The sequence below is a fragment of the Pseudonocardia sp. genome, from assembly GCF_050246655.1.
In the GTDB taxonomy this organism is placed as follows: domain Bacteria; phylum Actinomycetota; class Actinomycetes; order Mycobacteriales; family Pseudonocardiaceae; genus Pseudonocardia.
The window spans coordinates 1-26,828 of record NZ_JBFWVQ010000085.1; the positions used below are offsets into that span (position 1 = coordinate 1).

General features: G+C 75.9%; 17 protein-coding genes. 8 read left to right on the forward strand and 9 right to left on the reverse strand.

Annotation, left to right across the window (positions count from 1 at the left end; all coding sequences use genetic code 11):
* Positions 1–38 precede the first annotated feature (38 nt).
* Together AB7J25_RS22385 and AB7J25_RS22390 are read right to left on the reverse strand one after the other, a co-directional pair.
* A complete protein-coding gene (locus tag AB7J25_RS22385) occupies positions 39–1,016 on the reverse strand; it encodes an AAA family ATPase (protein ID WP_428511771.1) in 978 nt (325 codons plus the stop codon).
* 59 nt (positions 1,017–1,075) lie between these two features.
* Positions 1,076–2,680: a LuxR C-terminal-related transcriptional regulator gene (locus AB7J25_RS22390; RefSeq protein ID WP_428511773.1), complete on the reverse strand. Its 1,605-nt coding sequence runs from the start codon at positions 2,678–2,680 to the stop codon at positions 1,076–1,078.
* Positions 2,681–2,765: 85 nt separating this feature from the next.
* Here AB7J25_RS22390 and AB7J25_RS22395 point away from each other — a divergent pair, with 85 nt between their 5' ends.
* Positions 2,766–3,560: a methyltransferase domain-containing protein gene (locus AB7J25_RS22395; RefSeq protein WP_428511775.1), complete on the forward strand. Its 795-nt coding sequence runs from the start codon at positions 2,766–2,768 to the stop codon at positions 3,558–3,560.
* A 13-nt stretch (positions 3,561–3,573) separates the two neighbouring features.
* Here AB7J25_RS22395 and AB7J25_RS22400 read toward each other — a convergent pair whose 3' ends face one another.
* The gene (locus AB7J25_RS22400; protein WP_428511777.1) at positions 3,574–4,890 is read right to left on the reverse strand and encodes an MFS transporter; all 1,317 of its coding nucleotides are present in this window, start codon (positions 4,888–4,890) and stop codon (positions 3,574–3,576) included.
* Positions 4,891–4,988: 98 nt separating this feature from the next.
* Here AB7J25_RS22400 and AB7J25_RS22405 point away from each other — a divergent pair, with 98 nt between their 5' ends.
* A complete protein-coding gene (locus tag AB7J25_RS22405; RefSeq protein ID WP_428511778.1) occupies positions 4,989–5,921 on the forward strand; it encodes a PAC2 family protein in 933 nt (310 codons plus the stop codon).
* Between the two features lie 261 nt (positions 5,922–6,182).
* Here AB7J25_RS22405 and AB7J25_RS22410 read toward each other — a convergent pair whose 3' ends face one another.
* The gene (locus AB7J25_RS22410; RefSeq protein ID WP_428511780.1) at positions 6,183–6,623 is read right to left on the reverse strand and encodes a DUF1772 domain-containing protein; all 441 of its coding nucleotides are present in this window, start codon (positions 6,621–6,623) and stop codon (positions 6,183–6,185) included.
* A gap of 94 nt (positions 6,624–6,717) precedes the next feature.
* Positions 6,718–9,036: a transketolase-like TK C-terminal-containing protein gene (locus tag AB7J25_RS22415; protein WP_428511782.1), complete on the reverse strand. Its 2,319-nt coding sequence runs from the start codon at positions 9,034–9,036 to the stop codon at positions 6,718–6,720.
* A 132-nt stretch (positions 9,037–9,168) separates the two neighbouring features.
* Between AB7J25_RS22415 and AB7J25_RS22420 the strand changes: the two genes are divergently transcribed.
* The gene (locus AB7J25_RS22420; protein WP_428511784.1) at positions 9,169–9,636 is read left to right on the forward strand and encodes an Lrp/AsnC family transcriptional regulator; all 468 of its coding nucleotides are present in this window, start codon (positions 9,169–9,171) and stop codon (positions 9,634–9,636) included.
* A gap of 138 nt (positions 9,637–9,774) precedes the next feature.
* Positions 9,775–11,370 carry a hypothetical protein gene (locus AB7J25_RS22425; protein ID WP_428511786.1) on the forward strand — a complete coding sequence of 532 codons (1,596 nt, stop codon included), beginning with the start codon at positions 9,775–9,777 and terminating at the stop codon, positions 11,368–11,370.
* Positions 11,371–11,385: 15 nt separating this feature from the next.
* On the opposite strand, the gene AB7J25_RS22430 is transcribed toward AB7J25_RS22425, so the two are convergent.
* The 3 genes from AB7J25_RS22430 to AB7J25_RS22440 all read right to left on the reverse strand — a co-directional run bounded on the left by AB7J25_RS22430 (position 11,386) and on the right by AB7J25_RS22440 (position 13,842).
* Entirely contained in the window at positions 11,386–11,667 is a 282-nt protein-coding gene (locus tag AB7J25_RS22430) for a DUF3040 domain-containing protein (RefSeq protein ID WP_428511788.1), read from the reverse strand.
* An 85-nt stretch (positions 11,668–11,752) separates the two neighbouring features.
* Positions 11,753–13,408, reverse strand: a complete 1,656-nt coding sequence (pgm, locus tag AB7J25_RS22435; protein WP_428511790.1) for a phosphoglucomutase (alpha-D-glucose-1,6-bisphosphate-dependent) — start codon at positions 13,406–13,408, stop codon at positions 11,753–11,755.
* Between the two features lie 71 nt (positions 13,409–13,479).
* Positions 13,480–13,842 carry a hypothetical protein gene (locus tag AB7J25_RS22440; RefSeq protein ID WP_428511792.1) on the reverse strand — a complete coding sequence of 121 codons (363 nt, stop codon included), beginning with the start codon at positions 13,840–13,842 and terminating at the stop codon, positions 13,480–13,482.
* Between the two features lie 858 nt (positions 13,843–14,700).
* Here AB7J25_RS22440 and recC point away from each other — a divergent pair.
* The 3 genes from recC to recD are packed head-to-tail and all read left to right on the forward strand — an operon-like array spanning position 14,701 to position 23,557.
* Positions 14,701–18,087, forward strand: coding sequence for an exodeoxyribonuclease V subunit gamma (gene recC, locus AB7J25_RS22445; protein WP_428511794.1), 3,387 nt, complete (start codon positions 14,701–14,703; stop codon positions 18,085–18,087).
* On the forward strand, positions 18,084–21,488 hold the full coding sequence (locus AB7J25_RS22450; protein WP_428511796.1) for a UvrD-helicase domain-containing protein: 3,405 nt from the start codon (positions 18,084–18,086) through the stop codon (positions 21,486–21,488). The genes recC and AB7J25_RS22450 overlap by 4 nt, the downstream gene beginning before the upstream one ends.
* Positions 21,485–23,557 carry an exodeoxyribonuclease V subunit alpha gene (gene recD, locus AB7J25_RS22455; RefSeq protein ID WP_428511798.1) on the forward strand — a complete coding sequence of 691 codons (2,073 nt, stop codon included), beginning with the start codon at positions 21,485–21,487 and terminating at the stop codon, positions 23,555–23,557. Before AB7J25_RS22450 ends, recD begins: the two co-directional genes overlap by 4 nt.
* Here the strand turns inward: recD and AB7J25_RS22460 are convergent.
* Positions 23,442–25,052: a hypothetical protein gene (locus AB7J25_RS22460; RefSeq protein ID WP_428511800.1), complete on the reverse strand. Its 1,611-nt coding sequence runs from the start codon at positions 25,050–25,052 to the stop codon at positions 23,442–23,444. The two genes, recD and AB7J25_RS22460, sit on opposite strands and share 116 nt — an antisense overlap.
* A gap of 193 nt (positions 25,053–25,245) precedes the next feature.
* On the opposite strand from AB7J25_RS22460, the gene AB7J25_RS22465 reads away from it, so the two are divergent.
* On the forward strand, positions 25,246–26,828 hold a 1,583-nt coding region (locus AB7J25_RS22465; protein ID WP_428511801.1), incomplete at its 3' end, for a pyruvate, phosphate dikinase.

The window sequence follows — 26,828 nt, forward strand, 5'->3', positions numbered from 1 at the left end:
CGTCCAACTGGGTTGGACGAACGCGCCGCTCATTGCCGTCAGACTCCCTGAAGGGTGGGTCCCGGCACGAACCCCGGGTCGATCTGGGCGGTCAGGTCGGCACCCGCGGCCCTGTTCGCCCAGGCCAGCGCGTTGCGCCGGTGGAACTCGACGGTGCCGCGCTGATAGGCGGCCCAGTCCCGCTCGCGGGCGTCGAGGAGGGCGAGAAGCGTGTCGAGGACGGCGAGGTTCTCGGGTTCGAGCTCGGCGACCGGGCGGGCGCTACCCCGCTCCGCGGCCCGCACCCAGGCGGACCGGCGCAGCCACCCGACGAGGGCGTCACCGACCTCGGAGCGCAGGTACGCGACATCGTCAGCGTCGTCGGCATCGTCACCGTCGTCGGCATTCTCGACCTTGTTGCCCAGCACCCGCAGCGCGACGCCGTGGCCCTGCGCGTAGCCCGCATACTGGCGGTACACCCCGACACCGCGCCGCGTCGGCTCGCTGACCAGCACCGTCAGGTCGAACCGGGTGAACAAGCCCGACGCGAACGCGTCCGCGCCCGCCGTCATGTCGACGACGACGTACTCCCTCGGACCGTCGACGAGATGGTTGAGCCACAGCTCCACGGCACCGGTCTTGGAGTGGTAGCAGGAGACGCCGATGTCGGCCTCGTCGAACGCGCCGGCGACCAGGTAGCGCACCCCGCCCGCCGACCGGGCGCAGCGGCGCAGCACGGCGTCGTCCGGGTCCAGGGAGACGAGCCGGGAGCCGCGCCCCGGCGGCGTCGTCTTGATCATCGCGTCCGGCGACGGGATGCGCGGGTTGGCCCCGCGCAGGTGCTCCTTGAGCCACGCCGCGTCGGCACCGAGCGCGGGCGGCGGCGCCGTCTCGTCGCCGAGCGCCTGGGCGAGGTGCTGGTCGACGTCGGCGTCGACGGCCAGGACGGGCAGCCCACGCTCGGCGAGGTGGCGGCTGAAGAGCGCGGCCACGGTGGTCTTCCCGCTGCCGCCCTTCCCGACGAACGCGATCCGCACGCGATCACTCCATTCCTCCGCTGGAGCGCCAAACGATAGTCGTTTTCAGTAAATGACGATCAGTGGGGGTCACGGGCCGCCAGTCGGGCGGCCACCTCGACCCGGTTGCGCAGCCCCAGCTTGGCGAGCACGCGGCTCACGTGGTGCCCGACGGTCTTCGGGCTCAGGTGCAGGCGGCGGGCGATCTCCGGGTTGGACAACCCCTGACCGACGAGATCGGCCACCTCCCGCTCGCGGCGGGTCAGCGGCCCCGGGACGCGGGGCGTCGCGCGCCCGCGGTCGCCGAGGGAGCGCAACAGCTCCGCCGCGGCGTCCGCGACCGCAGCGGCCCCGAGCCGGTCGAGGACGGCCAGCGCTGCCCGCGCCTCCACCGCTGCGGCCCGCGGCGAGCCGGGCGCGAGCGCGAGCGACAGGGCGAACCGGGCCCGCGCCGCCTCGAACACCAGCCCGAGCCGGTCGAGGATCGGCAGCGCGGCCCGGAACCGCTCGACGGCCCCCGCGGCGTCGTCCCGGGCGGCGGCGACGCGTCCGGCGGCCACCGCAGCGAACGCGCCGGCGCAGCCGGCGGGTTCCGCGGCGCCGAGCACGTCGAGGCGACCCGCCGCCGCGGCGGCCTGGTCGAGCCTGCCGAGCTCGAGCAGCGCCTCGACCAGGAGCGCGAGCGCGCAGGTCGCGCGCGGGGGGCCCGCGCCGCCGAGGCAGCCCTCCAGCAGGTCGACGGCGGCGTCACCCTCGCCGCGGGCCAGACACAGCCGCGCACGGACGAGGTCGTCGCCGCCGTCGCACAGCAGGGCGTCCGCCTCGTCGATCCGCCCCTGCAGCAGCCGCAGCTCGGCGAGCGCGGTGCGCGCCATCGCCCGCGGCACCGGCCCGGTCCGCGCCGCCATCCGGATCGCGGCATCGAGCTCGCGGTCGGCCCGCTCCCACCGTCCGGTCGCGACGAGCAGGCCGCCGAAGTGGGTCCGGCACGTGGCGTGGAGGAACGGGCAGCCGTACCGCTGCGAGAAGTCGTCGACGACCCGCAGCCACTGCGTCGCCCGCTCCAGGTCGCCCGCGGTCTCGCAGGCACCGAGCATCGTGCAGCACGCCCACACGACGGTGGAACGCCTGCGGCACTCCCCCGCCAGTGCCCCCGCCAGCGCCTCGTCGATCAGGCACAGCCCCTCGGCGACCCGCCCGGCCGCGACCAGCCGCCCGCCGAGGTCGGCGCGGGCGGACAGCTCCAGGTCGACGTCGCCGGACGCCCGTCCGGTCTCGATGCAGCGGCGCATCCCCGCGCAGGCCTCGTCGGTGTCGGCGACCATGAGGGCGCGCAGCAACCCGATCCAGCCCGCCAGCTCGTCGCCGCCGAGCGACTCCGCCCGCGCGAGCCAGCCGCTCGCCGCCGCACCGTTGCCGAAGTCGATCAGCTGGACGACGCACGCCTCGAACGCCGCGGCCGCCGCGGCGCCGTCCCGCCCGGCGCGGCGGAACCCGACGAAGGCCCGCTCGCGGTGCGCGAGCGACGCGTCCGGCTCGCCGAGCCACCACAGCGCCTCGGCCAGCCCGTCGTGCGCCTCCGGCTGCTCCTGTGTCGCGAGCACCGCCTCGAACGCCGACCGCGCCCGCTCCCACCGGCCGTCGGCGAGCGCGGCCGTCCCGGCGTCCACGAGCGCCCCGGCCATCCCGCGATTATGCGGTGTCAGATGGGGGTGGGATGGGGCGGTCGACCGATGTTTCGACGGCGCCACGCCCCCATCATCGTCCACCGTGAGCACCCGACCGGACACGTTCCAGATCCCCGCCGAGGTCGCCGAGCGCTACGAGGCGGAGTTCGTGCCGTCCCTGTTCGCGCCGCTGGCCGTCCGGCTGGTCGCCTTTGCCGGGATCACCGCGGGCGACCGCGTGCTCGACGTCGGCTGCGGCACCGGCATCGTCGCGCGCACGGCTGCGGACCGGGGCGGGGCCGCCACCGGTCTCGACCTCAACGAGGCCATGCTCGCGGTGGCCCGGCGGCTGCGGCCAGATCTCGACTGGCACCGTGGCGACGCCGCGGCGCTCCCGTTCCCGGACGGCTCCTTCGACGTGACGCTGTGCCAGTCCGTCCTCATGTTCGTGCCGGAGCCGGCGGCGGCGCTGCGCGAGATGGCCCGGGTGACGGCCCCGGGCGGCACGGTCGCCGTGCAGGTCTGGGGCTCGCCGCAGAGCCAGCGCGGGTTCCGGCCGCTGGCGGAGGCCGTCGCCCGCCACGCCGGCGCGGACGCCGTCGATCTCGTCTCCACCTACTTCCGGCTCGGCGACCTCGACGCGCTGGTGCGGCAGTGCGACGACGCGGGCCTGGCCGTGACGGGCGTCGAGACCTCCGAGGTGACGCTGCACGCGCCGTCCGTGGACGCCTACGTCACGACCGAGATCGGGAGCACACCGCTGGCCGAGCGGCTCGACGCCGCCGCGCACGACCGGATCCGCGCCGACGCCCGCGCCGGCTTGGCCCCGTTCTGCGACACGTCCGGTGCGCTCGCGCTGCCCTTCGAGATCCACCTGGTCCGCGCGCGGCCCGCGTGAGCGGTCGGGGACGTCACCGGCGCCGGGCCCGCCGCTCGGCCAGCAGCTCCCGCAGCGGACGCACGACGACGCCCTCCGCGGCGAGGTTGCGCCGGGCCCGGCTGCGGCTGGTGAGGATGCCGGCGAGCGCGAGCCCCCACACGACGTACTGCACCGTCCACGCGACCCGGAAGGCCTCGGGCGTGTAGCCCTCGGGGCTGATCCAGCCCAGCACGACGCCGATCGCGAGCGCGGTGAGGAGCGAGGCGACGAAGCCGCCCACGTTGACGATCCCGACCGCCGCTCCCTGCCGGTGCGCGGGGTTGAAGGTGCGCGCGTAGTCGAACCCGACCATCGACCCGGGTGCACCCGTGGCGAGCACCGCAACGAGCACCACGATCAGCCATCCGGGTGCGGGTGGGGGCACGGCCAGCACCGCCGTCCACAGCAGCACCGTCGTCACGATCACGCCGAGCACGAGCGACGAGCGCCGCAGCGGGTGGCGCGCCGTGAACTCCCCGAACAGCGGGCCCATCACGATGCCGACGGCCACCATCAGCGTGAGCATCGCGCTCGCCTGGCGGGCACTGAAGCCCTGTCCCGCCACGAGGTAGGGCACCCCCCACAGCAGGGCGAACACGGTGCCGGAGAACTGCGTGCCCGCGTGCGAGTAGAGGCCGAGCCGCGTCCCCGGCTGCGCCCACGCCGCCTTCAGCCCGGCCAGCACCTCGCTCATCGCGGGCGGCGGCGGGGGCGCAGCGGCGTGCGGCGGGCGGTCGCGCACCACCGCGAAGACCGCGATCGCGACCGCGACGCCCAGCAGCGCCGCCGACGCGAACGCCGCCGTCCAGCCCGGGCCGTACAACAGCGCCGCGAGCGGGATCGCCGAGAGCACCTGACCCAGCTGCCCGAGCAGACCCGTGAGCTGCGTCATCAGCGGCACCCGCCGCGCCGGGAACCACGCCACCAGCACGGAGAGCACCGAGAGGAACGTCAGCGCGTCGCCCGCGCCGACCAGGACACGGGCGGCGATCGCGAGCGGCAGCGTCCCGGCGAACGCGAGGACGGCCTGGCCGGCCGCCATCGTCAGCGCGCCCACGACGATCAGCGTCCGGGCACCGAAGCGGTCCAGCAGCAAGCCAGCGGGAACCTGCAACGCCGCGTACACCAGGAGCTGCAGCACCACGAACCCCGACAGCGCGGCGGGCCCGGCCGAGAACCGCTCCGCCGCGTCCAGGCCCGCGACGCCGAACGACGTCCGCTGCATGACGCCGACGGTGTAGGCCAGCAGGCCGACGGCCCATACCGAGTAGAGGCGAACCGTCGACGGCGAGGATTCGGGGGTGTTCACGTCCACCCATCTTGCGTCGTCGCGGGGGCCGACCGGGATGCTATGGGAGCGGCATCACCCCGATGCCGCCATCATGACGGGCGGGGAGGTGTTCGACGGTGCTCGAGCCGGCCGAGCTGTACGAGGTGGCGGCGGACGCCCCTGAGCTGGACGGCCCCGTGATGGTGCTGGGTCTGGACGGGTTCGTGGACGCCGGCAACGCCACCCGGCTCGCCGTGGCCGCGCTGCTGGAGGGCCAGGAGCAGCGGCCGGTGGCCCGCTTCGACGTCGACCAGCTGGTGGACTACCGCTCGCGACGCCCACCGCTGCAGTTCGACACCGACCACTGGGCGGGATACACCGCGCCCACGCTGGAGATCGTCGCGCTGCGCGACTCCGGCGGCACGGACTTCCTGCTGCTCTCCGGCCCCGAGCCGGACACCCAGTGGGAGCGGTTCATCACCGCCACCGCCCAGCTCGTGAGCAGGCTCGGCGTGCGCCTCACGGTCGGGATGACGGCCATCCCGCTGGCCGTGCCGCACACCCGTCCGATCGGCGTCACCGCACACGGCACCCGCTCCGAGCTCACCGAGGGCCACCAGGCGTGGTTCACCACGGCGGAGGTGCCCGGCAGCGCCGCGGGCCTGCTGGAGTACCGGTTCGGCGAGCGGGGCCTCGACGCCATGGGCTTCGCCGTCCACGTGCCCCACTACCTCGCGCGGCTGGACTACCCGCAGGCGGCGCGCGTGCTGCTGGACCACGTCGGGATCGCGGGCGGGCTCTTCCTCCCGACCGAGACGCTCTCTCGGGCCGCGGAGCGCTCGGAGGCCGACATCGCCGCGCAGATGGCGGAGTCGGAGGAGGTCGCGCAGGTGGTGGCGGCGCTGGAGAAGCAGTACGACGCCGTCGCCGCCGGGCGGGGCGACCGGCCGCCGGGCGGGCTGGGCGGCGAGCTGCCGAGCGCGGACGAGCTGGCCGCCGAGGTGGAGCGGTTCCTGGCGGGCCAGGAACCGGAGGACCCCGACGACCCCGGCGAGTTCCGCATCCCGTAGCCGCGAGTTGCGCATCCCGCCGCCGCGAGTTCCGCACCCCGCCGCCGCGAGTTGCGGGTTCCACCAGCGCGCGGCCCCGCGAGTTGCGGATTCCACCAGTGCGCGGCCCCGCGAGTTCCGCATCCCGCCAGCGCGAGTTCCGCATCCCACCGCCGCGAGTTGCGCATCCCGCCAGCGCGAGTTCCGCATCTCGTCAGGGCGTGTTGCGGGTTCCCCCCGACGGAACCCGCAACACGGCCTGACGAGACCGGCAACTCGCGCTCAGAGGAACGCGAGCACCGCGGCCCCCGTCCCCGCGACGGTCCGCACGTGGTTCCACGCGGTCCAGCGCCGCAGGTAGTGCGCCCACAGCTGCGCACCCTGCGCGCTCGCGGGGTCGCCCGCGTCGAGGCGGTTGTTGAGCGGCACATTCACCACCGACGTCACGACGAACACCCCGAGCAGGTAGAGAAGGGCCCCGATCCGCTCCGGCCAGGTGCCCACGATCAGGAGCGCCACCGAGGCCACCGCGGTGAGCAGGTAGACGCCGAGGAAGACCGGGTTGAGGATCACCCGGTTGACCTCCTGCATCGCGGCCGCCCCTTCGGCGGCGGGGCGGCGGGCCAGCCCCGGCATCACGGCGGTGGAGAACGCGAGCATCACGCCCGCCACCAACGCCGATCCGACCACCATGATCCCGATCACCACACCCGTGAACGTCATGACCCGATCATGGGCGCGCGGCCCGGTGACAGCCATGTCCCCCGGCCGCGCACCCATTCGTCAAGCGCTCACTCGACCGCGGCCCGCGGCCCGCTCAACCGGTGAGGTCGAGCGCCGCCCGCACGATCGAGTCCGCGTCCAGCCCGTGGTAGCGGTAGACGTCGTCGAGGTCGCCGGACTGCCCGAACCGGGTCACACCCAGGTGGCGTCCCGGCACCTGGTTGATCCCGGCCAGGAACGCCAGCGCATGCGGGTGCCCGTCGAGGACGGTGACGATCGGCGCCGCCCGCCGGGTCGGGAAGACGGCGTCGAGCACCCAGCTCTCGGCATCCCCGTTGCCCCCGCGCGCCTGGGCGGCGTCGAACACGAGCCCGGGACTCGTCACGCACACGACGTCCACGGGATGGCCCGCCTCGGTGAGCCGGGCCGCCGCCGCGAGGGCCTCGGGCAGCACCGCACCCATCGCGGCGATCGTCACTGCGGGCGTCCCGGCAGCGCGGACCAGCGGGTACGCGCCCGCGACGACGAGACGGCGCCGGTGCTCCCGCGCCGCCGGGTCGGACGGTACGGCGGCGAGCGTCTGGTCCACCGGGCGGGTGGACAGCCGCAGGTAGGCCGACGACCCGTCCGGGCGGCCCAGACGGGCGAGCGACGCCAGCAGCGTCCACTCGACGTCGATCGCGAACGCCGGCTCGTACATCACGCAGCCCGGCTGCTCCAACCCGACCGACGGCGTGCTGATCGACTGGTGCGCCCCACCCTCCGGCGCGAGCGTCACCCCCGACGGCGTGCCGACGAGGATCGACTGCCCGCCCGCGTAGATGCCGAACGACCACGGCTCCAGCGCGCGCTCGACGAACGGGTCGTAGAGCACCCCGATCGGCAGTAGCGGCTCGCCCCAGCGGCTCCAGGTGGCACCCAGCTCGCCCAGCAGCCCGACGAGGTTCGTCTCGGCGATGCCGAGCTCCAGGTGCTGGCCGTCGGGACGCTCGCGCCAGTGCAGGATCGTCTCGGGGTCGTCGGAGAACCAGTCCACCTTCTCCCGCGCGGACCACACCCCCACCTTGTTCACCCAGCCGCCGAGGTTCGTGCTGGACGCGACGTCCGGGCAGAGCGTGACGACGCGGCGGGCGGCCTGCGGGGCGGAGCGGGTGAGGTCCAGCAGCGTTCGGCCGAGCGCGGCCTGGGTGGTGGCAGTGCCGCCGGGGGTGCGCCCGATGTCCTCGGGGAGCTTCACCACGGGCGGAGCCGGGACGGGATCGCGGCGCAGCCGCTGCGCGACCTCGGCGCACAGCAGCCCGGCGTCGGAGTCCGCGGCGAAGCGGGCCCACGGGTCCTCGACGTCCGTGCCGACCTTCGCGGCCAGGTCGGCGAGCTGCGCGTTCGTGAGCAGCGAGGAGTGGTTCTGCGGGTGCCCCTCGCTCGCGAGGCCGTACCCCTTCACGGTGTAGGCGAAGATCACCGTCGGCCGGGAGTCGTCGATGCGGTCGAACGCGTCGGCGAGCGCGGCGAGGTCGTGGCCGCCGAGGTTGCGGATCGCGGCGTGCAGCGTGGCGTCGTCGAGCTGCGCGACCAGCTCGGCCAGCCCGGCGTCGTCCCCGGGCAACCGCTCGCGCAGCTGGGCGTCGTCGCAGCGCAGCAGCCGCTGGTACTCGGGGTTGGACATCTCGTCGATGCGCCGGCGCAGCGCCGCCCCGCCCGGCCGGGCGAAGAGCTCGCCGAGCAGCTCGCCGTACTTCACGGTGAGCACCTGCCAGCCCGCGGCCTCGAACATTCCCTGCAGCCGGGTGGCGCCGATGATCGGGACGACCCGGTCCAGCGACTGCCGGTTGAGGTCGACGATCCACACGACCTCGCCCAGCTCGGCCACCATCGGGTCGAGGACCGCCTCCCAGCAGGCACCCTCGTCCAGCTCGGCGTCCCCGAGCAACGAGTACTGGCGGCCCCAGCGCGACGCGCCTGCGGAGCGCGCATCGGCACCGCCCGACCCGCCGCCGACGGAGCTGACGTAGCGGCGGGCCAGCGCCCCCCAGATCGGCGCGGTGGCGCCGATGCCGACAGAGCCGGTCGAGTAGTCGACCGGGTCGGGGTCCTTCGAGCGGCTCGGGTAGCTCTGCAGCCCGCCGAACTGGCGCAACGTGGTGAGGTAGCGCTCGTCCAGCTCGCCGAGCAGATAGTTCACGGCGTGCAGAACGGGCGAGGCGTGCGGCTTGACGCTCACGCGGTCCTGGGCGCGCAGGTGCGCGAACCACAGCGCCGTCATGATCGTCACCATCGACGCACTGGATGCCTGGTGACCGCCCACCTTCAGCCCGGACGGGTTGGGCCGCACCCGGTTCGCGTGATGGACGATCGCCGTCGCGAGCCACAGCACCCGCTGCTCGATCTCCCGCAGCGCCTTGACGTCCGCCATCACCCTGCACCCCTTCGACCGCACATGTTGCGCGTCCAGTGCAGCATCAGGATCATGTCGGCACAACCGCTGCCGCCCTGACCGTGCAGACTGCACAACCCGGGCGGCCGTCGTGCCGCAGAAGGGAGCAGGATGCACGTCGACCGCACCGACGCCGCGCTGCTGCGCGCGCTCACCCGCGCCCCCAGGGCATCCGTGCTGGCGCTGGCCGAGGAGCTGGGCCTGTCCCGCAACACCGTCGCCGCCCGCCTCGCCGGGCTGGAGTCCCGCGGCGTCCTCGGCTCGTTCGAACGCCGGATCGACCCCGCCGCCCTCGGCTACCCGCTGACCGCGTTCGTGCAGGTCAAGGTGGTGCAGCGGATGCTGGCGGAGGTGTCCGCGGCGCTGCAGGACGTGCCGGAGGTCGTCGAGGTGCTGGGGCTGTCCGGCGACGTGGACCTGCTCGTCCAGGTCGTCGCCCGCGACGCCGACGACCTCTACCGCATCGCCGGGCGGCTCCTGGCCATCGACGGCGTGGAGCGGACGACGACGTCGCTGGTGATGCGCCGGCTCGTGGAGCACCGGTTGGAGCCGCTGCTGCGGGCGTTGGCCGACGGCTGACGGGTGGCTGCCCCGGGGGTGGCCGTCGAGAACGACGTTACGCAGCCGCAGGAGCCCTGTTGATCAGCACAACGTCGTTGTCGACGGGCGACCCCCCGCGGCCACCCGCGCCGGGCGGGCCTGCCAGGGTGGACGGCCATGCGTCTCGTCTTCGGTCCCGACGACCACGAGGAGTACGCAGCCGCCCGCGAGCGGCTGCGGCTGCTCGTCGTGGCCTGGGCCCGGCGGCGCGGCACCGACCTGATCCCGGCCCTGGTCGCCGCCGTCCTGGACCACAAGCACGCCGTCGACGGCCGCATCGGCCACTGGACGGCCGCGCTGGTCGAGGAGGTCCTCGCCGTGCGGCTGCCGCGCACCACCGCCCTGCCCCGCGACGACTGGGCGGGCGTCCCCGCAGCGCTGGACGCGGTCGTCGGGTTCCTCGCCGCGCACCAGTGGCTCGACTCCCGCTCGGACGCCCCGGCCGTCCTGCGCTCCGGGATCGAGGCCACCACCCCCGCGCTGTACGCGGCGCTGGCCGACGAGCGCCACCACGACGTCGGCACGTTCTGGGCGGTGCAGATGCTGCGCCACGGCGTCGAACCCGGGGATCCGGGTGCCGTGTCGCGGTTCCTCGCGCAGGTCGCCTCGGGCGAGATCGCCGTGGACCGCGCCGCGCTCGCCGTCATCGAGGAGCGCGAGGCGCGGGCGCGGACCTCGGCCCGCGCGCCGGACCTGGCGCCCGTCCTGCTGCCCGGTGCCGCGCAGCTCCTGGAGGCCGCCCACGCGAGCGAGGGCCTGGACCGCCTGCGCACGTTCACCCGCTGGGTACGCGCCGGGCGCCGGCTCACCCGCGACGGGCGCCTGCAACCCGCCGACGCCCGCGCCGCCGCCGAGGAGCTCGACCTCGACCGCTTCTACCGGAACTCGGCCCGCGGCGCCGCCGATCTCCCCGAGACGACGCTCGTCGTGCACTGGGCCGTGCACGCCCGCCTGGTGCGGGTCGTGCGCGGGCGGCTGCTACCGGTGAAGAGCGCAGCGCCCGTGCTCAGCCGGCCCATCGAGCTGTGGCGACGGGCATTCGACGCCCTCGGCGCCCTCGGCGACCACCTCGGCGGCACGGACGTCTTCGGGGCGCCCTCGCTGTTCGGGATGTCGCTGTCGGAGGCGTTCCCGCTGCTCACGCTGCACCTGTACCTGGCGGGCGGGCAGCCGATGCCGGTGGAGCTGTTCCACCGCGCCGTCCGGGAGGCCGTGGACGAGCGGTTCGGCTGCCCGGTCGACGATCTCGCGGGCGACGTCGAGCACCGGATGTGGCGCCGCGACGTCGCCGCGCTGCTGGACGCGCTGGAGCTGCTCGGGGCCGTCCGGCTCACCGAGAGCGCCGACCACTCCGAGACCCACGACGAGCTGGTCGAGCTCGCCGGCCGCGACGACCCGGACCCCACCCTCGTCACCCTCACCCCGATCGGGCTGTGGGCCGTGCACGAGACGCTGCGCGAGCAGGGCATCTCCGCGCCGGTGGTGGGTGCGCTCGCCGGCGAGGACATCGAGTTCGTCTGCGCGCGGACGGCCGCCCACCCCGAGACCGCCCGTGCCGAGCTCATCGCCTGGGTGCGTGCGCGGGATCCCGAGACCGCCGCGGACGAGCTCGCCCGCTTCGTCGAGCGCACGGACGTCCCGGAACACCGCGCGCTCGCCCTGGACGCGCTCGCCCGGGTGGGCTCGCCGGAGGCGCGGCCCCGCACGGCCTGAGCCCACCGGTCGCGGTCAGCGGCGCGGGCGCGACTCGGTCTCGAGGCCGTGCACGATGCACCAGGCGCAGCCCGCCACGATCACCGCGAGGATCGCCCACGCCACGCTGCCGAGCACCAACGACAGCACCACGGCGAGCACGCCGCAGACAAGCACGAGCCAGGCCCGCCGGGGCGGGCGCCGCCGTTCCGGCGGCCGCATCTGCGCCAGCGCGGCGGCCAGCTCCGGCTCCTCACGCGCGAGCTGGCGCTCGATCTGCGCGAGCCATGCTGCGCGGAGGTCGTCGTCGGGTGCCATACGCACCTCCGCCCCGTCGGCCGGATCCGTCACCCGCCAGGGTCGCACAGGTCACGGTGAGATCACGGTGTGACGTCGGACGTGCTCAGCCAAGCGCGGCGTCGACGACCTCCTGGGCCTCGGCCTGGATCCGCGCGAGGTGCTCGGGCCCGCGGAAGCTCTCGGCATAGATCTTGTAGACGTCCTCGGTTCCCGACGGGCGCGCGGCGAACCAGCCCGACTCCGTCACCACCTTGAGCCCGCCCAGCGGCTCCCCGTTGCCGGGCGCCGTCGTGAGCGTGGCCGTGATGGGCTCGCCCGCGAGCTCCGTCGCCGCCACGTCGTCCCCGGAGAGTCGACCCAGCCGCTTCTTCGCCTCCGGGGTGGTGGCGACATCGATGCGGGCGTAGGCGGGCGCGCCGAAACGCGCGGTGAGCCGCCGGTAGCGCTCGCTGGGCGTCTCCCCCGTCACCGCGACGATCTCCGAGGCGAGCAGCGCGAGGATGATGCCGTCCTTGTCGGTGGTCCAGACCCCGCCGTCGGAGCGCAGGAACGACGCTCCGGCGCTCTCCTCGCCACCGAACGCGATCTCGCCGGAGATGAGGCCCGGGACGAACCACTTGAACCCCACGGGCGTCTCCACCAGCCGCCTGCCCAGGTCGGCGACCACGCGGTCGATCATCGACGAGCTCACCGCGGTCTTGCCGATGCCCGCACCCGCCGGCCAGCCCGGCCGGTGCTCCACGAGGTGCGCGATCGCGACGGCGAGGAAGTGGTTGGGGTTCATCAGGCCGTCCGCGGTGACGATGCCGTGGCGGTCGGAGTCCGCGTCGTTGCCGGTGGCGACCTGGAACTCGCCGCGGCGGTCGACCAGCGAGGCCATCGCGTAGGGCGACGAGCAGTCCATGCGGATCTTGCCGTCCCAGTCCAGCGTCATGAACCCGAACTGCGGGTCGACGTCGGGGTTGACGACGGTGAGGTCGAGCTTGTGCCGCTCGGCGATGGCGGCCCAGTAGGCGACGCTCGCCCCGCCCAGGGGGTCGGCACCGATGTGCACGCCCGCGGCGCGGATCGCGTCGAGATCGACCACGGAGGGAAGGTCCGCGACGTACGCGCCGAGGAAGTCGTAGCGGCCCAGCGCGGACAGCTCCAGCGGCTTGCGCTGCACGCCCGCGAGCCCGTCGGCGAGCAACGCGTTGGCGCGGCGCGCGATCCAGCCGGTGGCCTCCGTCCCGGCGGGCCCGCCGTCGGGCGGGTTGTACTTGAAGCCACCGTCCTGCGGCGGGTTGTGCGAGGGCGTGACGACGACGCCGTCCGCGCGCCCGCCGACGAGGCCGCGGTTGTGCTGCAGGATCGCGTGGCTGACGGCCGGGGTGGGGGTGTAGCCGCCGAGCCCGTCACCCGCTGTGGTGCCCGAGTCGGCGAGCACGTGCACGCCGTTGGCGAGGAACACCTCGCAGGCGGTGACGAACGCGGGTTCGGAGAGGGCGTGCGTGTCGCGGCCGATGAACAGGGGTCCGGTGACGCCCTGCATGGCGCGGTACTCGCAGATGGCCTGGCTGGTGGCGGCGATGTGGTCGTCGTTGAAGGTCGTCGCGAGCGACGAGCCGCGGTGGCCGGACGTGCCGAACGCGACGGCCTGGGCCGCGTCGGCGGGATCGGGACGGCGTTCGTGGTAGGCGGCGAGGAGGGCGTCGATGTCGACGAGGTCCTCCGGCGTCGCGGGGGTGCCGGCGCGGGGGTGGATCTGGGGTTCGGCCACGGTGGACGCTCCTCGGCGGCGGGGGTCGGTCGCCGCTCAGCCTTCCACCCGGAGCCCGCTTCCGCGCACTCCTACGCAGAGAGCGGGCGGCGCTGCTGCGGGATCATCTCGTGCAGCGTGCGGGCGCGCGCGCCGTCGGTGGTGAGGTGGAAGTGGCCGTGGCGCGACCGGCCGCAGAGGTAGGAGCGCAGCGGCCGGGACCCGAGCTGCTCCAGCTCGCGTGCAGCGGCCTCGGCGGCGTCCCGGGACGGGTAGATGACCTTGCCGTCGGTGCCGCGCGTCTGGCGGGGTATCACCGCGCCGCGGACCTCGGCCCTGCTCGGGGCGCAGAAGATCGGGCGACCGTTGCGGGTGAGGCGGGCGTGGCGGTGCAGAACCTCGCTGCGGGCCGCGTCGCGCACCCACCCCGGCTGGTTGTTCACGTTCTCGCCCATCCCGTCCTCCCGTTCGGCCCGCCCGGGTATTCCCCCGGGTCCGTGCTGATGTCCGGGGATCGCGATGGTCGTACCCAACCGTTAGCTCCCGATTCGCGGGATCGCTCGATCGTGTGGTTCGAGGCAACCTATGACGCTGGGTAGCCGTCCTGCCCCGGCGTCCACGGTGCGTTACCGTTCGGCGGCGGCTCGTGCGAGGCGGTTTGCGCCTGCGGCGCCCGGGGGCGTAGCGGGCTCTGCGGGCGTGAGCAGCGGGCGTGAGCAGCGGGCTTCCGCGCAGGAGGGGCCCGTCCATCGGGGGGTGCCCCTGCCCTTGCGGAGGTGCACATCCCCGCAGGGGGCACGTTCCCGCATGCGGTGCCCATCCCGTGGGGCACGTCCCCGCAGGGGGTGCATCCTCGGGGGGCACATCCCCGCAGGGGGTGCATACGCCTCGCAGAGGCTGCGGCGCCTGCGAAGCGCCCCCCGGCCCTGCGAAGCCGCGCGCCCGACCCTGCGAAGCGCACCCCAGCCCTGCGAAGCCGCGCGCCCAACCCTGCGAAGCCGCGCGCCCGACCCCGCGAAGCGCCCCCGGCCCCTGCGAAGCCGCGGCCTCGATGCGGGCTCCGGGCTGCACCGCCGGGGCTGCGGCCGGCCACGCCGCCCCCCGTGCCCCAACCACCCCTCGCAGAGCGTGCACACCCCTCGCAGAGGCTGCAGCACCTGCGAAGCGCACCCCAGCCCTGCGCCCGTCCGCGCCCGGGCGGCCTCTGCCGGACCCATCCCACCCGGAACCGCCGCGCACCGTGCCACCGCGCCGTGCCACCGACGCGAGGCGGGGTGACCGGGCTGTCGGAGCATGCCTCTACGGTGCCTCGCATGACGGACTCCGGGGGCGGGTTGCACGTCCACCGCGGCGAGCGGGCGGACGCGCTGGCGGCCGCCCTGGCCGAGCTGCTGGCGGTGCCGCTCCCGGACCCGTTCGCGTCCGAGGTGGTGGCCGTGTCCGCGCGCGGCATGGAGCGCTGGCTGGCCCAGCGGCTCTCCCACGGGCTCGGCACCGGCCCGTCCGGGCAGGACGGGGTGTGCGCCGCGGTGCGGTTCCCCTCGCCCGCCGCGCTGGTCGACGAGGCCGTCGAGGCCGCGACCGGGATCGGTGCGGACGGCGATCCGTGGCGCCCCGAGCGCCTGGTGTGGCCGTTGCTCGCGGTGATCGACGCGGCGCTGGACGAGCCGTGGTGCGCCACGCTCGCCGCGCACCTGGGGCACCGGGACGGCGATCGGTCGCGGCGCGGGCGCCGCTTCGGTGCCGCCCGAAGGCTCGCGGGCCGCTACGCCTCCTACGCCGTCCACCGCCCGGAGCTGCTCGACGAGTGGCGCGCCGGCCGGGACGGGTCCACGCCGGAGGACCTGCGGTGGCAGGCCGAGCTGTGGCGGCGCGTGCGCGCGCGGGTGGACGGACCCGATCCGGCGCAGCGGTGGGCGCGGGCCTGTACCGCGCTCGGGGAGCGGCCGGAGGCGGTCGCGCTGCCGTCGCGGCTGTCGGTGTTCGGGCCGACGCGGCTGCCCGCGGCGCACCTGGCGGTGCTGGTGGCACTGGCCCGGCACCGGGAGGTGCACCTCTGGCTCCCGCATCCCTCACCGGCCCTGTGGCGGCGCCAGGAGCCGGTCCCGCCCGGGGCGGCGATGCGCCGCGGGGAGATCGGCACCCCGGCGCAGCACCCGCTGCTCGCCTCGCTGGGGCGGGATCTGCACGAGATGGGCGCCCGGATCGCCGCCGTCGCCCCCGGCGCGGTGGAGCACCACCATCCCGCCGCCGCGCCACCCGCCACCCTGCTCGGGATGCTGCAGGCCGACCTGCGGGCCGACCGGGTCCCCGCGCACCCGCCGCCGCTGCCCGCGGGGGACCGCTCCGTCGCCGTGCACGCCTGTCACGGCGCGCACCGCCAGGTCGAGGTGCTGCGCGAGGCCGTGCTCGGGCTGCTCGCGGCCGATCCCACGCTGGAGCCGCGGGACGTGCTCGTCATGTGCCCGGACGTCGAGACGTTCGCACCGCTGATCTCCGCGGCGTTCGGCCTCGGCGGCGACGGCCCGGACACCCACCCCGCGCAGCACGTGGCGGTGCGGCTGGCGGACCGGGCGCTGCGGCAGGTCAACCCGGTGCTCGGCGCGCTCTCGCAGCTGCTGGAGGTGGCCGACGCCCGGCTCACCGCGTCGCAGCTGCTCGATCTCGCGGGGGCCACGCCGGTGCGGCGGCGGTTCCGGCTCACCGACGAGGATCTGGACCGGCTGCGCGACCTCACCGGCGCCGCGGGCGTCCGCTGGGGCCTGGACGCCGCACACCGGGCGCCGTTCGGGCTGGAGCGGTTCGGCCAGAACACCTGGTCGGCCGGCCTGGACCGGCTGCTCCTCGGCGTCGCCACCGGCGGCGCGGAGTGGCTCGGCACGGCCCTGCCGCTGGAGGTCGAGCCGGGCGACGTGGACCGCGTCGGGCGGCTGGCCGAGCTGGTGGACCGGATCGGTGCCGTCCTCACGACCCTCGCGGACGAGCAGCCATTGCCGGCGTGGATCGATGCGCTCACCGCGGCGCTGGACGCGCTCACCGACACCGCGCCCGCGGACGCCTGGCAGGCCGCGCAGGCCCGCGCCGAGCTCGCCGACGTGGCCGCGTCCGCGGGCCCCGCGGCCGAGGCGGTGCCGCTGAGCCTCGCCGACGTCCGCGGCCTGCTCGCGGCCCGGATGCGGGGGCGGCCCACCCGGGCGAACTTCCGCACCGGCACCCTCACCGTCGCCACCCTCGTGCCGATGCGCGCCGTCCCGCACCGGGTGGTGTGCCTGCTGGGGATGGACGACGGCGTGTTCCCCCGCGCCGGGCTCCCGGACGGGGACGACGTGCTCGCCCGCGAGCCGCAGGCCGGCGAGCGCGACGTGCGCGCCGAGGACCGCCAGCTGCTGCTGGACGCCGTGTGCGCGGCCACCGAGCACCTCGTCGTGCTCTACTCCGGCGCGGACGAGCGCACCGGCGCCCGCCGCCCGCCCGCGGTGCCGCTCGGGGAGCTGCTGGACGCCCTGGACGCCACCGCCACCGCTCCGGACGGGCGGACGGTGCGCGAGCACGTCGTCGTCCGGCACCCGCTGCAGCCGTTCGACGCCCGCAACTTCACCGCGGGCGAGCTCGGCGCCCTCGGCCCGTTCAGCTTCGACCGTGCCGAGCTGGCCGGGGCGCGGGCGGCCTCAGGGCCGAAGCGGCCGGCGGCGCCCCCCGTGCGCGGGCCGCTCACCGCGCCGGGCGGGGACGGCCCGGACACCGTGGCCCTCGCCGATCTCGTGACGTTCGTCCGGCATCCGGCTCGGTCGTTCCTGCGCCGCACCGTGGGGCTGCGCTTCCCCGACGAGGACGACGGACCCGGCGACACGATCCCGGTCGAGCCGGACGGGTTGCGCCGCTGGGCGATCGGCGACCGGCTGCTGCGGGACCGGCTCGCCGGCGTCGATCTCGCCACCTGCCAGGAGGCCGAGTGGCGGCGCGGCGAGCTGCCGCCGGGTGCGCTCGGGGCGCGCCTGCTGGCGGAGGTCGTCGAGGATGTCGAGGTGCTGGTGAGGCTCGCCCAGGAGCTGCGCGGCGGGCAGGCGCCAGGCGCCGTCGACGTCGACGTCGAGCCGGCGGCGGGGGCCCGGGTGGTGGGCACGGTCGGGGGGATCCAGGACGGTCCCCCGCAGGTCGACGGCCCCCCGCCGGGGATCATCGCGCGCGTCGAGTTCTCCCGGCTCGCCCCGAAGCACCGGCTGCGCGCGTGGGTGGAGCTGCTGGCCGTCACGCTCGCCCGCCCGGAACGCGCCTGGCGGGCCGTGACGATCGGGCGCGGCACGGTGTCGTCGCTGGTCCGCGCGACGCTGGGGCCGGTGTCCCCGCAGCGGGCCGCCGAGGAGCTGGCGACGGTGGTCGCGCTGTACCGCAGCGGCCGCCGTGAGGCGTTGCCGCTGGTCACGGCCGCCTCCTACGCGTACGCGTTCGGGCGGACGAGCGGCGCGGACGCCCCGGACGCCGCGGCGCGCGCCGAGCAGGAATGGCGCAAGGATCGCCAGGGCCGCGACGACCCGGCGCACCGGCTGGTCTGGGGTGCCGGCGCGCCGCTCGCCACGCTGCTGGAGGCGCCACCTGGCCCGGACGATCCCGCCGTCCCGGACGAGCGCACCCGCTTCGGCGCGCTGGCCGTGCGGCTCTGGCGGCCGCTGTTCACCGACGAACGTGTGGAGCGCCTGTGAGCACCCCCCTGCTGCTGGGCCCCCGCGCGTTCGACGTGCTCGGCGAGCTGCCCACCGGCACCACCGTGCTGGAGGCGAGTGCGGGCACCGGCAAGACGTGGACGATCGCGACGCTCACGGCCCGGTTCGTCGCGGAAGGTCGCGCGCAGCTGCCCGAGCTGCTGCTCGTCACGTTCGGCCGGGAGGCCACCCAGGAACTGCGCGAGCGGGTGCGGGAACGGCTGGTGGGTGCCGAGCGGGCGCTGCGCGACCCGGGCGCCGCGCTGGCTTCGGGCGATCCCCTGCTCGCCCACCTGGCCGTCGCGGACGAGGCCGAGCTCGCCGACCGCCGCCGCCGGCTCGCCGATGCACTCTCCCGCTTCGACGCCGCCACGATCGCCACCGTCCACCAGTTCTGCCGCCAGGTGCTCGCCGGCCTCGGCACCGCGGCGGACATCGACCCGGACGCCGAGTTCGTCGAGCGCATCGACGACCTCGTGGCCGAGGTCGTCGACGACTTCTACGTCCGCAAGTGGGGCCGCCCGGGTGCGGAGCCGCCCGCGTTCTCCCGGGAGGTCGCGCGGATGCTCGCCCGGGCGGCGGTCGGTGATCCGCAGGCGCGGCTGGAGCCGGCCGACGCCGATCCGCGCTCGCCCGCGGCCGTGCGGTTCGCGTTTGCGACGGCTGTTCGGGGCGAGGTGGCGCGGCGGCTGCGCGCGCAGCGACGGATCACCTTCGACGACCTGCTCGTCCGGCTGCGCGACACCCTGGAGGACCCGGCGGCGGGCCCCACGGCGTGCGCGCGGCTGCGCGCGCGGCACCGGGTGGTGCTCGTGGACGAGTTCCAGGACACCGACCCCGTCCAGTGGCGGATCGTGGAGCGCGCCTTCCACGGCCACACCACCCTGGTCCTGATCGGCGACCCGAAGCAGGCCATCTACGCGTTCCGGGGCGCGGACGTGGCGAGCTACCTGGCGGCGTCGCGCAATGCGGACGCGCACGCCACGCTGGGCACGAACCACCGCAGCGACGGCCCGCTGCTCACCGCGCTGGACACCGTGTTCGCCGGCGCCGCCCTCGGCGACGAGCGGATCACCGTGCGGCCGGTGGACGCCGCGCACCCGGGGCGCAGGCTCACCGGCGCCCCGTCCGGTGCACCGGTGCGGCTGCGGGTGGTGCCCCACGACCTCGTCCCACCGCCTCCGGGCAAGCAGCTCGCCCCCGCGGCGGCGGTGCGGGAGGTGGTGGTGCGCGATCTCGCGGCCGACGTCGCGGCCCTGCTCGCGAGCCCGGCCCGGCTGGTGGAGCCGTCGGGCGAGCGGCCGGTGCGGCCCGGCGACGTAGCGGTGCTGGTCCGGACGAACCAGCAGGGCACCTTGGTCCGGGACGCCCTGGTGCGCGCCGGGATCCCCGGCGTCCTCGCCGGCACCGCGAGTGTCTTCGGCGGCGACGTCGCGGCGCAGTGGCTCACGCTGCTGGAGGCCGTCGAGCAGCCCGCGCGGCCGGCCCGGGTGCGGGCAGCGGCGCTCACCTGCTTCCTCGGCGGGGTCGTCGCGGACGTCGCAGCGCTCTGCGGCCCGGACGCCGAGGCGCTGCTGGACCAGCTCGGCACCGCCGTCCGGGGCTGGGCCGCCCTGCTGCGGGAGCGCGGGGTGGCCGCGCTCGTCGAGGCCGTCACCGTCGGCACCGGGCTGCCCGCGCGGCTGCTCGCCGAGGCCGACGGCGAGCGCAGGCTCACCGACGTCCGCCACGTCGGGCAGGCGCTGCACCACGCCGCCGTGCGCGAGCACCTCGGCCCGGCCGAGCTGGTCGAGTGGCTGCGGCGGCGCATCGCCGACGCCGGGCAGGACACCGGGGTCGAGCGCAGCAGGCGGTTGGAGTCGGACGCCGAGGCGGTGCAGATCATCACCGTGCACCGCAGCAAGGGCCTCGAGTTCCCGGTGGTGCACCTGCCGTTCGCGTGGGACCGGTGGGCGCCGGACCCGGAGGTCGCGCTCCTGCACGAGGACGGCCGCCGCCTGCTCGACGTCGGCGGCCCGACGGGCGCCGGGTGGACGCGGCGCTGCGGCCGCCACCGCGCCGAGGAGGCGGGCGAGGACCTGCGGCTGCTCTACGTCGCGATGACCCGCGCCCGCTGCCAGCTCGTCACGTGGTGGGCGCCCGCCACGACCACATCGGCGTCGCCGCTGCACCGGCTGCTGATCGGGCGCCCCGCACCGGGTGCGGAGGTGCGGTCCCGCTACCGCGTGCCGGGGCAGGCACAGGCACTCGCCGCGCTGCACGGGCTCGCGTCAGAGGCGCTCGCGGTCGAGGAGGTGGTGGCCCGGGAGGTCGCGGCGTGGCGACCCCCGGCGCAGGCGCCGCCCGCGCTGCGCGCCGCCGAGTTCGGCCGCCGGCTCGACACCGCGTGGCGGCGCACGTCCTACAGCGCGCTCACCGCGGCCGCGCACGGTGGCGGGTCCGCGGCGGGCAGCGAGCCCGAGGCGCCGGGGCTGGACGACGAGGCGTCCGCGCCGGGGCTGCCGGCCCCCATCGCCCCCGATGCACCAGCCCACGATGCACCAGCCGCCCCGCCCGCGCTCCCTTCCCCGTGGGCCGCGCTGCCCGTCGGTGCGGCGTTCGGCACGCTGGTGCACGCCGTGCTGGAGGTCGCGGACACCACGGCCCCCGATCTCGTCGGCGAGCTCGGCACGCGGGTCGCCGAGGAGCTCGGCCGGGCGCCGACCCCGGGGGTGGAGCCCGATGCGCTCGTCGCGGCGCTGGCAGCGGCCGTCGAGACCCCGCTCGGCCCGCTCGCAGGGGGCGCGCGGCTGCGCGACGTCGCCCCGGCCGACCGGCTCTGCGAGCTCACCTTCGAGTTCCCGCTCGCCGGTGGAGACGCGGCCCGCCCCGACGACGACGCTGTCACCCTCGGCCGCCTCGTCCCGCTGCTGCGCCGCCATCTCGGCGCGGATGATCCGCTGATCGCCTACCCCGACGCGCTCGCCGATCCGGCGCTCGTCGACCAGGCGCTGCGCGGCTACCTCACCGGCAGCATCGATGCGGTGCTGCGCCTGCCCGCGCCGGACGGCCCCCGCTTCACCGTCGTCGACTACAAGACGAACTGGCTCGGCCCGGACACGACCACGCCGCTCACCACCGCCCACTACGGCCCCGACGCGACGTCGGCGGCGATGATCGGCGCCCACTACCCGCTGCAGGCGCTCATCTACGCCGTCGCGCTGCACCGCTACCTGCGATGGCGCCTTCCCGGCTACGACCCGGAACGCCACCTGGGCGGTGTGCTCTACCTGTTCGTGCGAGGGATGTGCGGGCCCGACACCCCGCAGCGGGACGGCGTACCCGCGGGGGTCTTCTCGTGGCGGCCACCCGCGGCGCTGGTGGTGGAGCTGTCGGAGTCGCTCGCGGGGCAGGCACCGTGACCGCGACCGTTCCGGCGAGGGCCGCGGACCCGTTCGACCACCGCCTGGCGCTGCGGGCCTCGGGCCTGCTCGCCGCGTTCAACGCCGCGGGCGTGCTCCACGCGGCGGACGTGCACGTCGCCACTCGGCTCGGGCGGCTCGGCGACGAGACCGACGAGCGGGTGCTGCTCGCGGTCGGGCTCGCGGTGCGCGGGATCCGGACGGGCTCGGTGTGCGTCGAGCTCGCGACGCTGCACCGCACGGTGCTGGGCGAGTCGGACGACCCGGCCGCCGTCGCCGCGCTGCCGTGGCCCGAGCCCACGTGCTGGGCGGCGGCGTGCACCGCGGGGTCGCTCGTCGCGGACGGCCCGGACGCGCCGCCGGGACGCCCGGCCCGGCTCGTCGGCGGGCTGCTGTACCTGGAGCGCTACTGGCGCCAGGAGGAGCAGGTGCGCCGCGAGCTGGAGGCCCGGGCGGGCGCGGTCGGTCGCGACGGGTACGACGTCGCGCGTGTCCGTGCCGCACTGGAGCGCCACTTCCCCGCACCCGTCGACGGGGACGGCGCGCGGCGCGCCGACCTTCCGAACCGCACTGCCGAGGGCGCGCCAGCAGACTCCTCCCCCGGCACCGTGGACGGCGACGCCGATGTCCGGGCGGCCGCCTCCCGCCAGCGACTCGCGGCCGCCGTGGGCGTGCTCCGCCGGGTGAGCGTGCTCGCCGGCGGGCCCGGCACGGGCAAGACGACGACGGTCGCCCGGCTGCTCGCGGTGCTCGCCGCGAGCCGGCCCGAGGGTCGTCCGCCGGTGCGGATCGCGCTCGCCGCGCCCACCGGCAAGGCGGCGGCCCGGCTGGAGGAGGCCGTCCACGAGCACATCGGCGCGCTCGCGGCCGAGGAACGGGCGCTCCTGGGGACGCTGCACGCGTCCACGCTGCACCGGCTGCTCGGCCTGGTGCCGGGCGCGCCGCACCTCGGGTACGACGCCGCGAACCGGCTGCCGCACGACGTCGTCGTGGTGGACGAGACGTCGATGGTCTCGCTGCCGCTGATGGCCCGGCTGCTGGACGCGCTGCGCCCGGACGCGCGGCTGGTCCTCGTCGGCGACCCGGACCAGCTCGCGTCCGTCGAGGCGGGCGCCGTCCTCGGCGACCTCACCCGCGCCACCGGGGCGCCCGAACCGGCGCTCGCGACCGCGCTCGCCGAGCTCGGCGCGGACGGCGGGGCGGACGTGGTCAACGGGGTCGTCACCCTGCGCCACACGTACCGGTTCGGCGGGGCGATCGCGGCGCTGGCCCGCGCGATCCAGGCGGGCGACGCGGACACCGCGCTGGCGGTGCTCCGCTCCGGGGACGCGGGCCGCGGGGACACGGGCGGCGCGGGCTCGGTGGAGTTCGTCGAGTGCCCCGACGGCCCGGCGGAGTCCGTGGCTCTGCCCGCCCCCGTCCGCGCGGACGTGGACGCCACCGCCCACCGCCTCGCCGAGGCCGCCCTCGCGGGTGACGCGGCGGTGGCGCTGGACGCGCTGGACGCCCACCGGGTGCTCTGCGGGCACCGCCAGGGTCCCTACGGGGCGGCGTGGTGGGGCGCGGAGATCGAGCGCCGCCTCGTGGCCGCCGGTCGCCCGGTCGCGCCCGCTCCGGGCGAGGCCTGGTACCCGGGCCGTCCAGTGCTCGTCACGACGAACGACCCGGACACGGGCCTGTCCAACGGCGACACCGGCGTGGTGCTGCGCACCGCCGAGGGCGTCCGGGTGGCGTTCGGCCGCGGGCGCGGGCCCGTGCTGGTGTCCCCGGCGCGGCTCGCGGACGTGCAGACGGTGCACGCGATGACGGTGCACCGCGCGCAGGGCAGCCAGTTCGCGGCCGTCACGGTGGTCGTGCCGCCGGCGGAGTCGCCGCTACTCACCCGCGAGCTGCTCTACACCGCCGTCACCCGTGCACGACGCCGGGTGCGGGTCGTCGGGTCCGAAGCCGCGATCAGGGCTGCGGTGGAGCGTCCGGTGAGCCGGGCGAGCGGGCTTCGGCTGCGGCTGGGACGACGGCCTGCCGCGGTTGCGGCAGGGCAGGCGGCACCGGAGCCGGGTCCGGGGTGATCTCGCCGCGGGGCCGCGGCACCGCCGGGGCCACGGGACGGGGCTCCGCCCCGAACCCGGCCGGGGAGTACCCCGCGACCGGGCGCTCGGCACCGAGTCCCGCCACCGGACCTCCCACCTCGGCGTAGCCCGCCACCGGATCTCCCGCCGCGCCGTACCCCTCCGGCCGCGGCCCGGCGACCCTCTCCACCGGATCTCCCGCCCTCGCGTACCCCTCCGGCCGCGCCCCGGCAACCCCCTCCACCGGATCTCCCGCCCCGCCGTACCCCTCCGGCCGCGGCCCGGCAACCCCCTCCTGCGGGTCGGCCCCCTGCCGGTACCGGTGTGCCCGGTACGGCTCCCGGGCCGCGTCGTCCTGCGGGTCCGGCCGCGCCGCGGACGCGGGCCCGGCGCCGGGATCGCCCGACGCCACCTCCCGTTCCCGGCGCGACGCCCGGCCCGCCTCGCCCGTGCGCGGCTGCGGGACCCGGGTCGCCCCCTCGCGACGCAGTTCCCACGCCTGCGTGCCGGATCGCGCGCCGGCCGCGTGCGCCCGCCGGGACTCGCCACGCCGGTGCGCACCCGTGCCGTGCGCACCCGCGCCCTCGGCCTGCCCCCACGCGGTGTCCCCGGACGACCCCGCGGGCCGGGGCCGGGGCAACCCGGCGGTCAGGTCCGCGACCGTGCGCGCCACCCGCGGCGCGGGCGGAGCACCTCCGGTCCGACGGTGCGCCCGCCGCCCGGTCCGCGGCGCGACCGGCCCCGTCCGCGACAGGGCCGGCAGCTGCTCGGTGAGATCGGCCACGGTCCGCGGCCGCGGCACCTGTGCCCCGGCGACCTGCCCCGCCCGGGCGGACGCCTCCTGCGCGAACCGCAGCCCCGTCCTCGTCAGGTAGAGCGTGAGCATGGCGAGCCCGAAGAACTTCGCCCCGTCCTCGATCAGGTGGTAGTTGGGGAGCTCGGGCCGCACGAACAGGTCCATGAACAGCGACAACCCGAGCCCGGCGCCGGCGAGCAGGAGGATCGGCAGGTCCGTGCGGGCGATGACGGCGCGGCCGGACCGCCAGAGCACGAACGCGAGCAGGAGCGCGTAGGCGGTGAAGAGCGTCCGCTCGCCGACCAGCGGGACGAAGCGGGGGAACACCCAGTCGTGGAGCTGGAACAGGTCGTCGCACACGAGCACCCAGGTGACGGCGCCCATCCCGAGCAGAAATCCGGACTCGGGGGTCGGTCGGCCGTCGCGGCGGCGCACGAGGAGCCCGGCGAACACGGCGCAGGCCGCGCCCGCGGCACCGACGAGGACCGTGAGATGGGCGGCCCAGCCGATGTAGCGGGGCTCGTCGAGGGTCTCGGCGGGTTCCTTGCTGAAGTAGGCGTAGGGCTCGCCGGTGAGCCGGGCGAGGAGCACGAACGCGGCGAGGGCGGCGGCGACACCGAGTACGGTGAGCAGCGTCGCCGGGAGCAGGGCCCGCAGGGGGCCGTGCCGCGGTGCACGCGCGCGATGGTCGGGGCTCATCTCGCTTCTCCGGTCGAGGTGTGGCGGGCCGGGGAGCGCCCCTGACCCGGACACCGTGTCCCACCCCGAGTCGGGCCGCAACTACCGAGAGGTGTTCTCAACCTGAGATCACCCACCCGATCCGGTGGCGGCCGACCTACGCTGACCGTCTCTCTGTCACAGGCGCAGCGTGACCCGGAGCAGGAGGCCCACCATGACCCACTACGTCTTCGACTTCGCCGAAGGCGACAAGGACCAGAAGGACCTGCTCGGCGGCAAGGGCGCCAACCTCGCGGAGATGACGCATCTCGGCCTGCCGGTCCCGCCGGGTTTCGTGATCTCCACCGAGGCGTGCCGGGCCTTCCTGCGCGACGGGCGGGAACCCGACGAGCTGGCCGGCGAGATCACGGCACACCTGCAGACCCTGCAGGAGGCGATGGGCAAGCGGCTCGGCGACGCCGAGGACCCGCTCCTGGTCTCGGTGCGCTCGGGGGCGAAGTTCTCGATGCCGGGGATGATGGAGACGGTCCTCAACGTGGGCCTCAACGACTCGTCCGTGACGGGCCTGGCCCGGATCGCGGACGACGACCGGTTCGCATGGGACTCCTACCGCCGCCTGATCCAGATGTTCGGCAAGACGGTGCTGCACATCGACGGGGAGCACTTCGACGCCGCGTTCGACGCGGTCGCGGCGGGCCGCCCGGACCTGGATCTGGGCACGGACGACCTGCGCGAGATCGTGGGCCGGTTCAAGGCCGTGGTGGCCGAGCATGCCGGGCGGGACTTCCCGCAGGATCCGCGCGAGCAGCTCGACCTGGCCGTCCGCGCGGTGTTCTCGTCGTGGAACACGAAGCGCGCGCGCACCTACCGCCGCCAGGAGCGGATCCCGGACGACCTGGGCACCGCCGTGAGCATCGTGGCGATGGTGTTCGGCAACCTCGGCCCGACGTCGGGGACCGGGGTGTGCTTCACGCGCGACCCCGCCTCGGGCGTCCAGGGCGTGTACGGCGACTACCTCGCCAACGCCCAGGGCGAGGACGTCGTGGCGGGCATCCGCAACACGCTGCCGCTGACGGAGCTGGAGAAGCTCGACCCGAAGTCCTACGCGGAGCTGCTGGACTACATGGCCCGGCTGGAGCGCCACTACCAGGATCTGTGCGACATCGAGTTCACGATCGAGCGCGGCAAGCTGTGGATGCTGCAGACACGCGTGGGCAAGCGGACGGCCGCCGCGGCGTTCATCGTGGCGGTGCACCTGGCGGACGAGGGCCTCATCGACATGGACACCGCGGTGCGCCGGCTGACCGGTCAGCAGCTGGCCAGGCTGATGTTCCCGCGCTTCGACGCCGGATCGGACGCCCCGCTCCTCACGACCGCGATGAACGCCTCTCCCGGCGCGGCGACGGGTGCGGCGGTGTTCGACTCCCCCACGGCCGTGCGCCGGGCCGCGACCGGGGAGCGGGTCATCCTCGTGCGCCGCGAGACCAACCCCGACGACCTGGACGGCATGATCGCCGCGCAGGGCGTGCTCACCAGCCGCGGCGGGCGTACCAGCCATGCGGCGGTGGTGGCGCGCGGGATGGGCAAGACGTGCGTGTGCGGCGCCGAGGAGCTGGACGTGGACGTCGCGGCGAAGCGGTTCGTCGCGGCGGACGGGACGACCGTCGCCGAGGGCGACATGATCTCGATCGACGGGACGACGGGCGAGGTGTTCCTCGGCGAGGTGCCCGTCGTCGCCTCGCCGGTCGTGGAGTACTTCGAGGGCAGGCTCGACCCGATGTCGTCCGAGGCGGACGA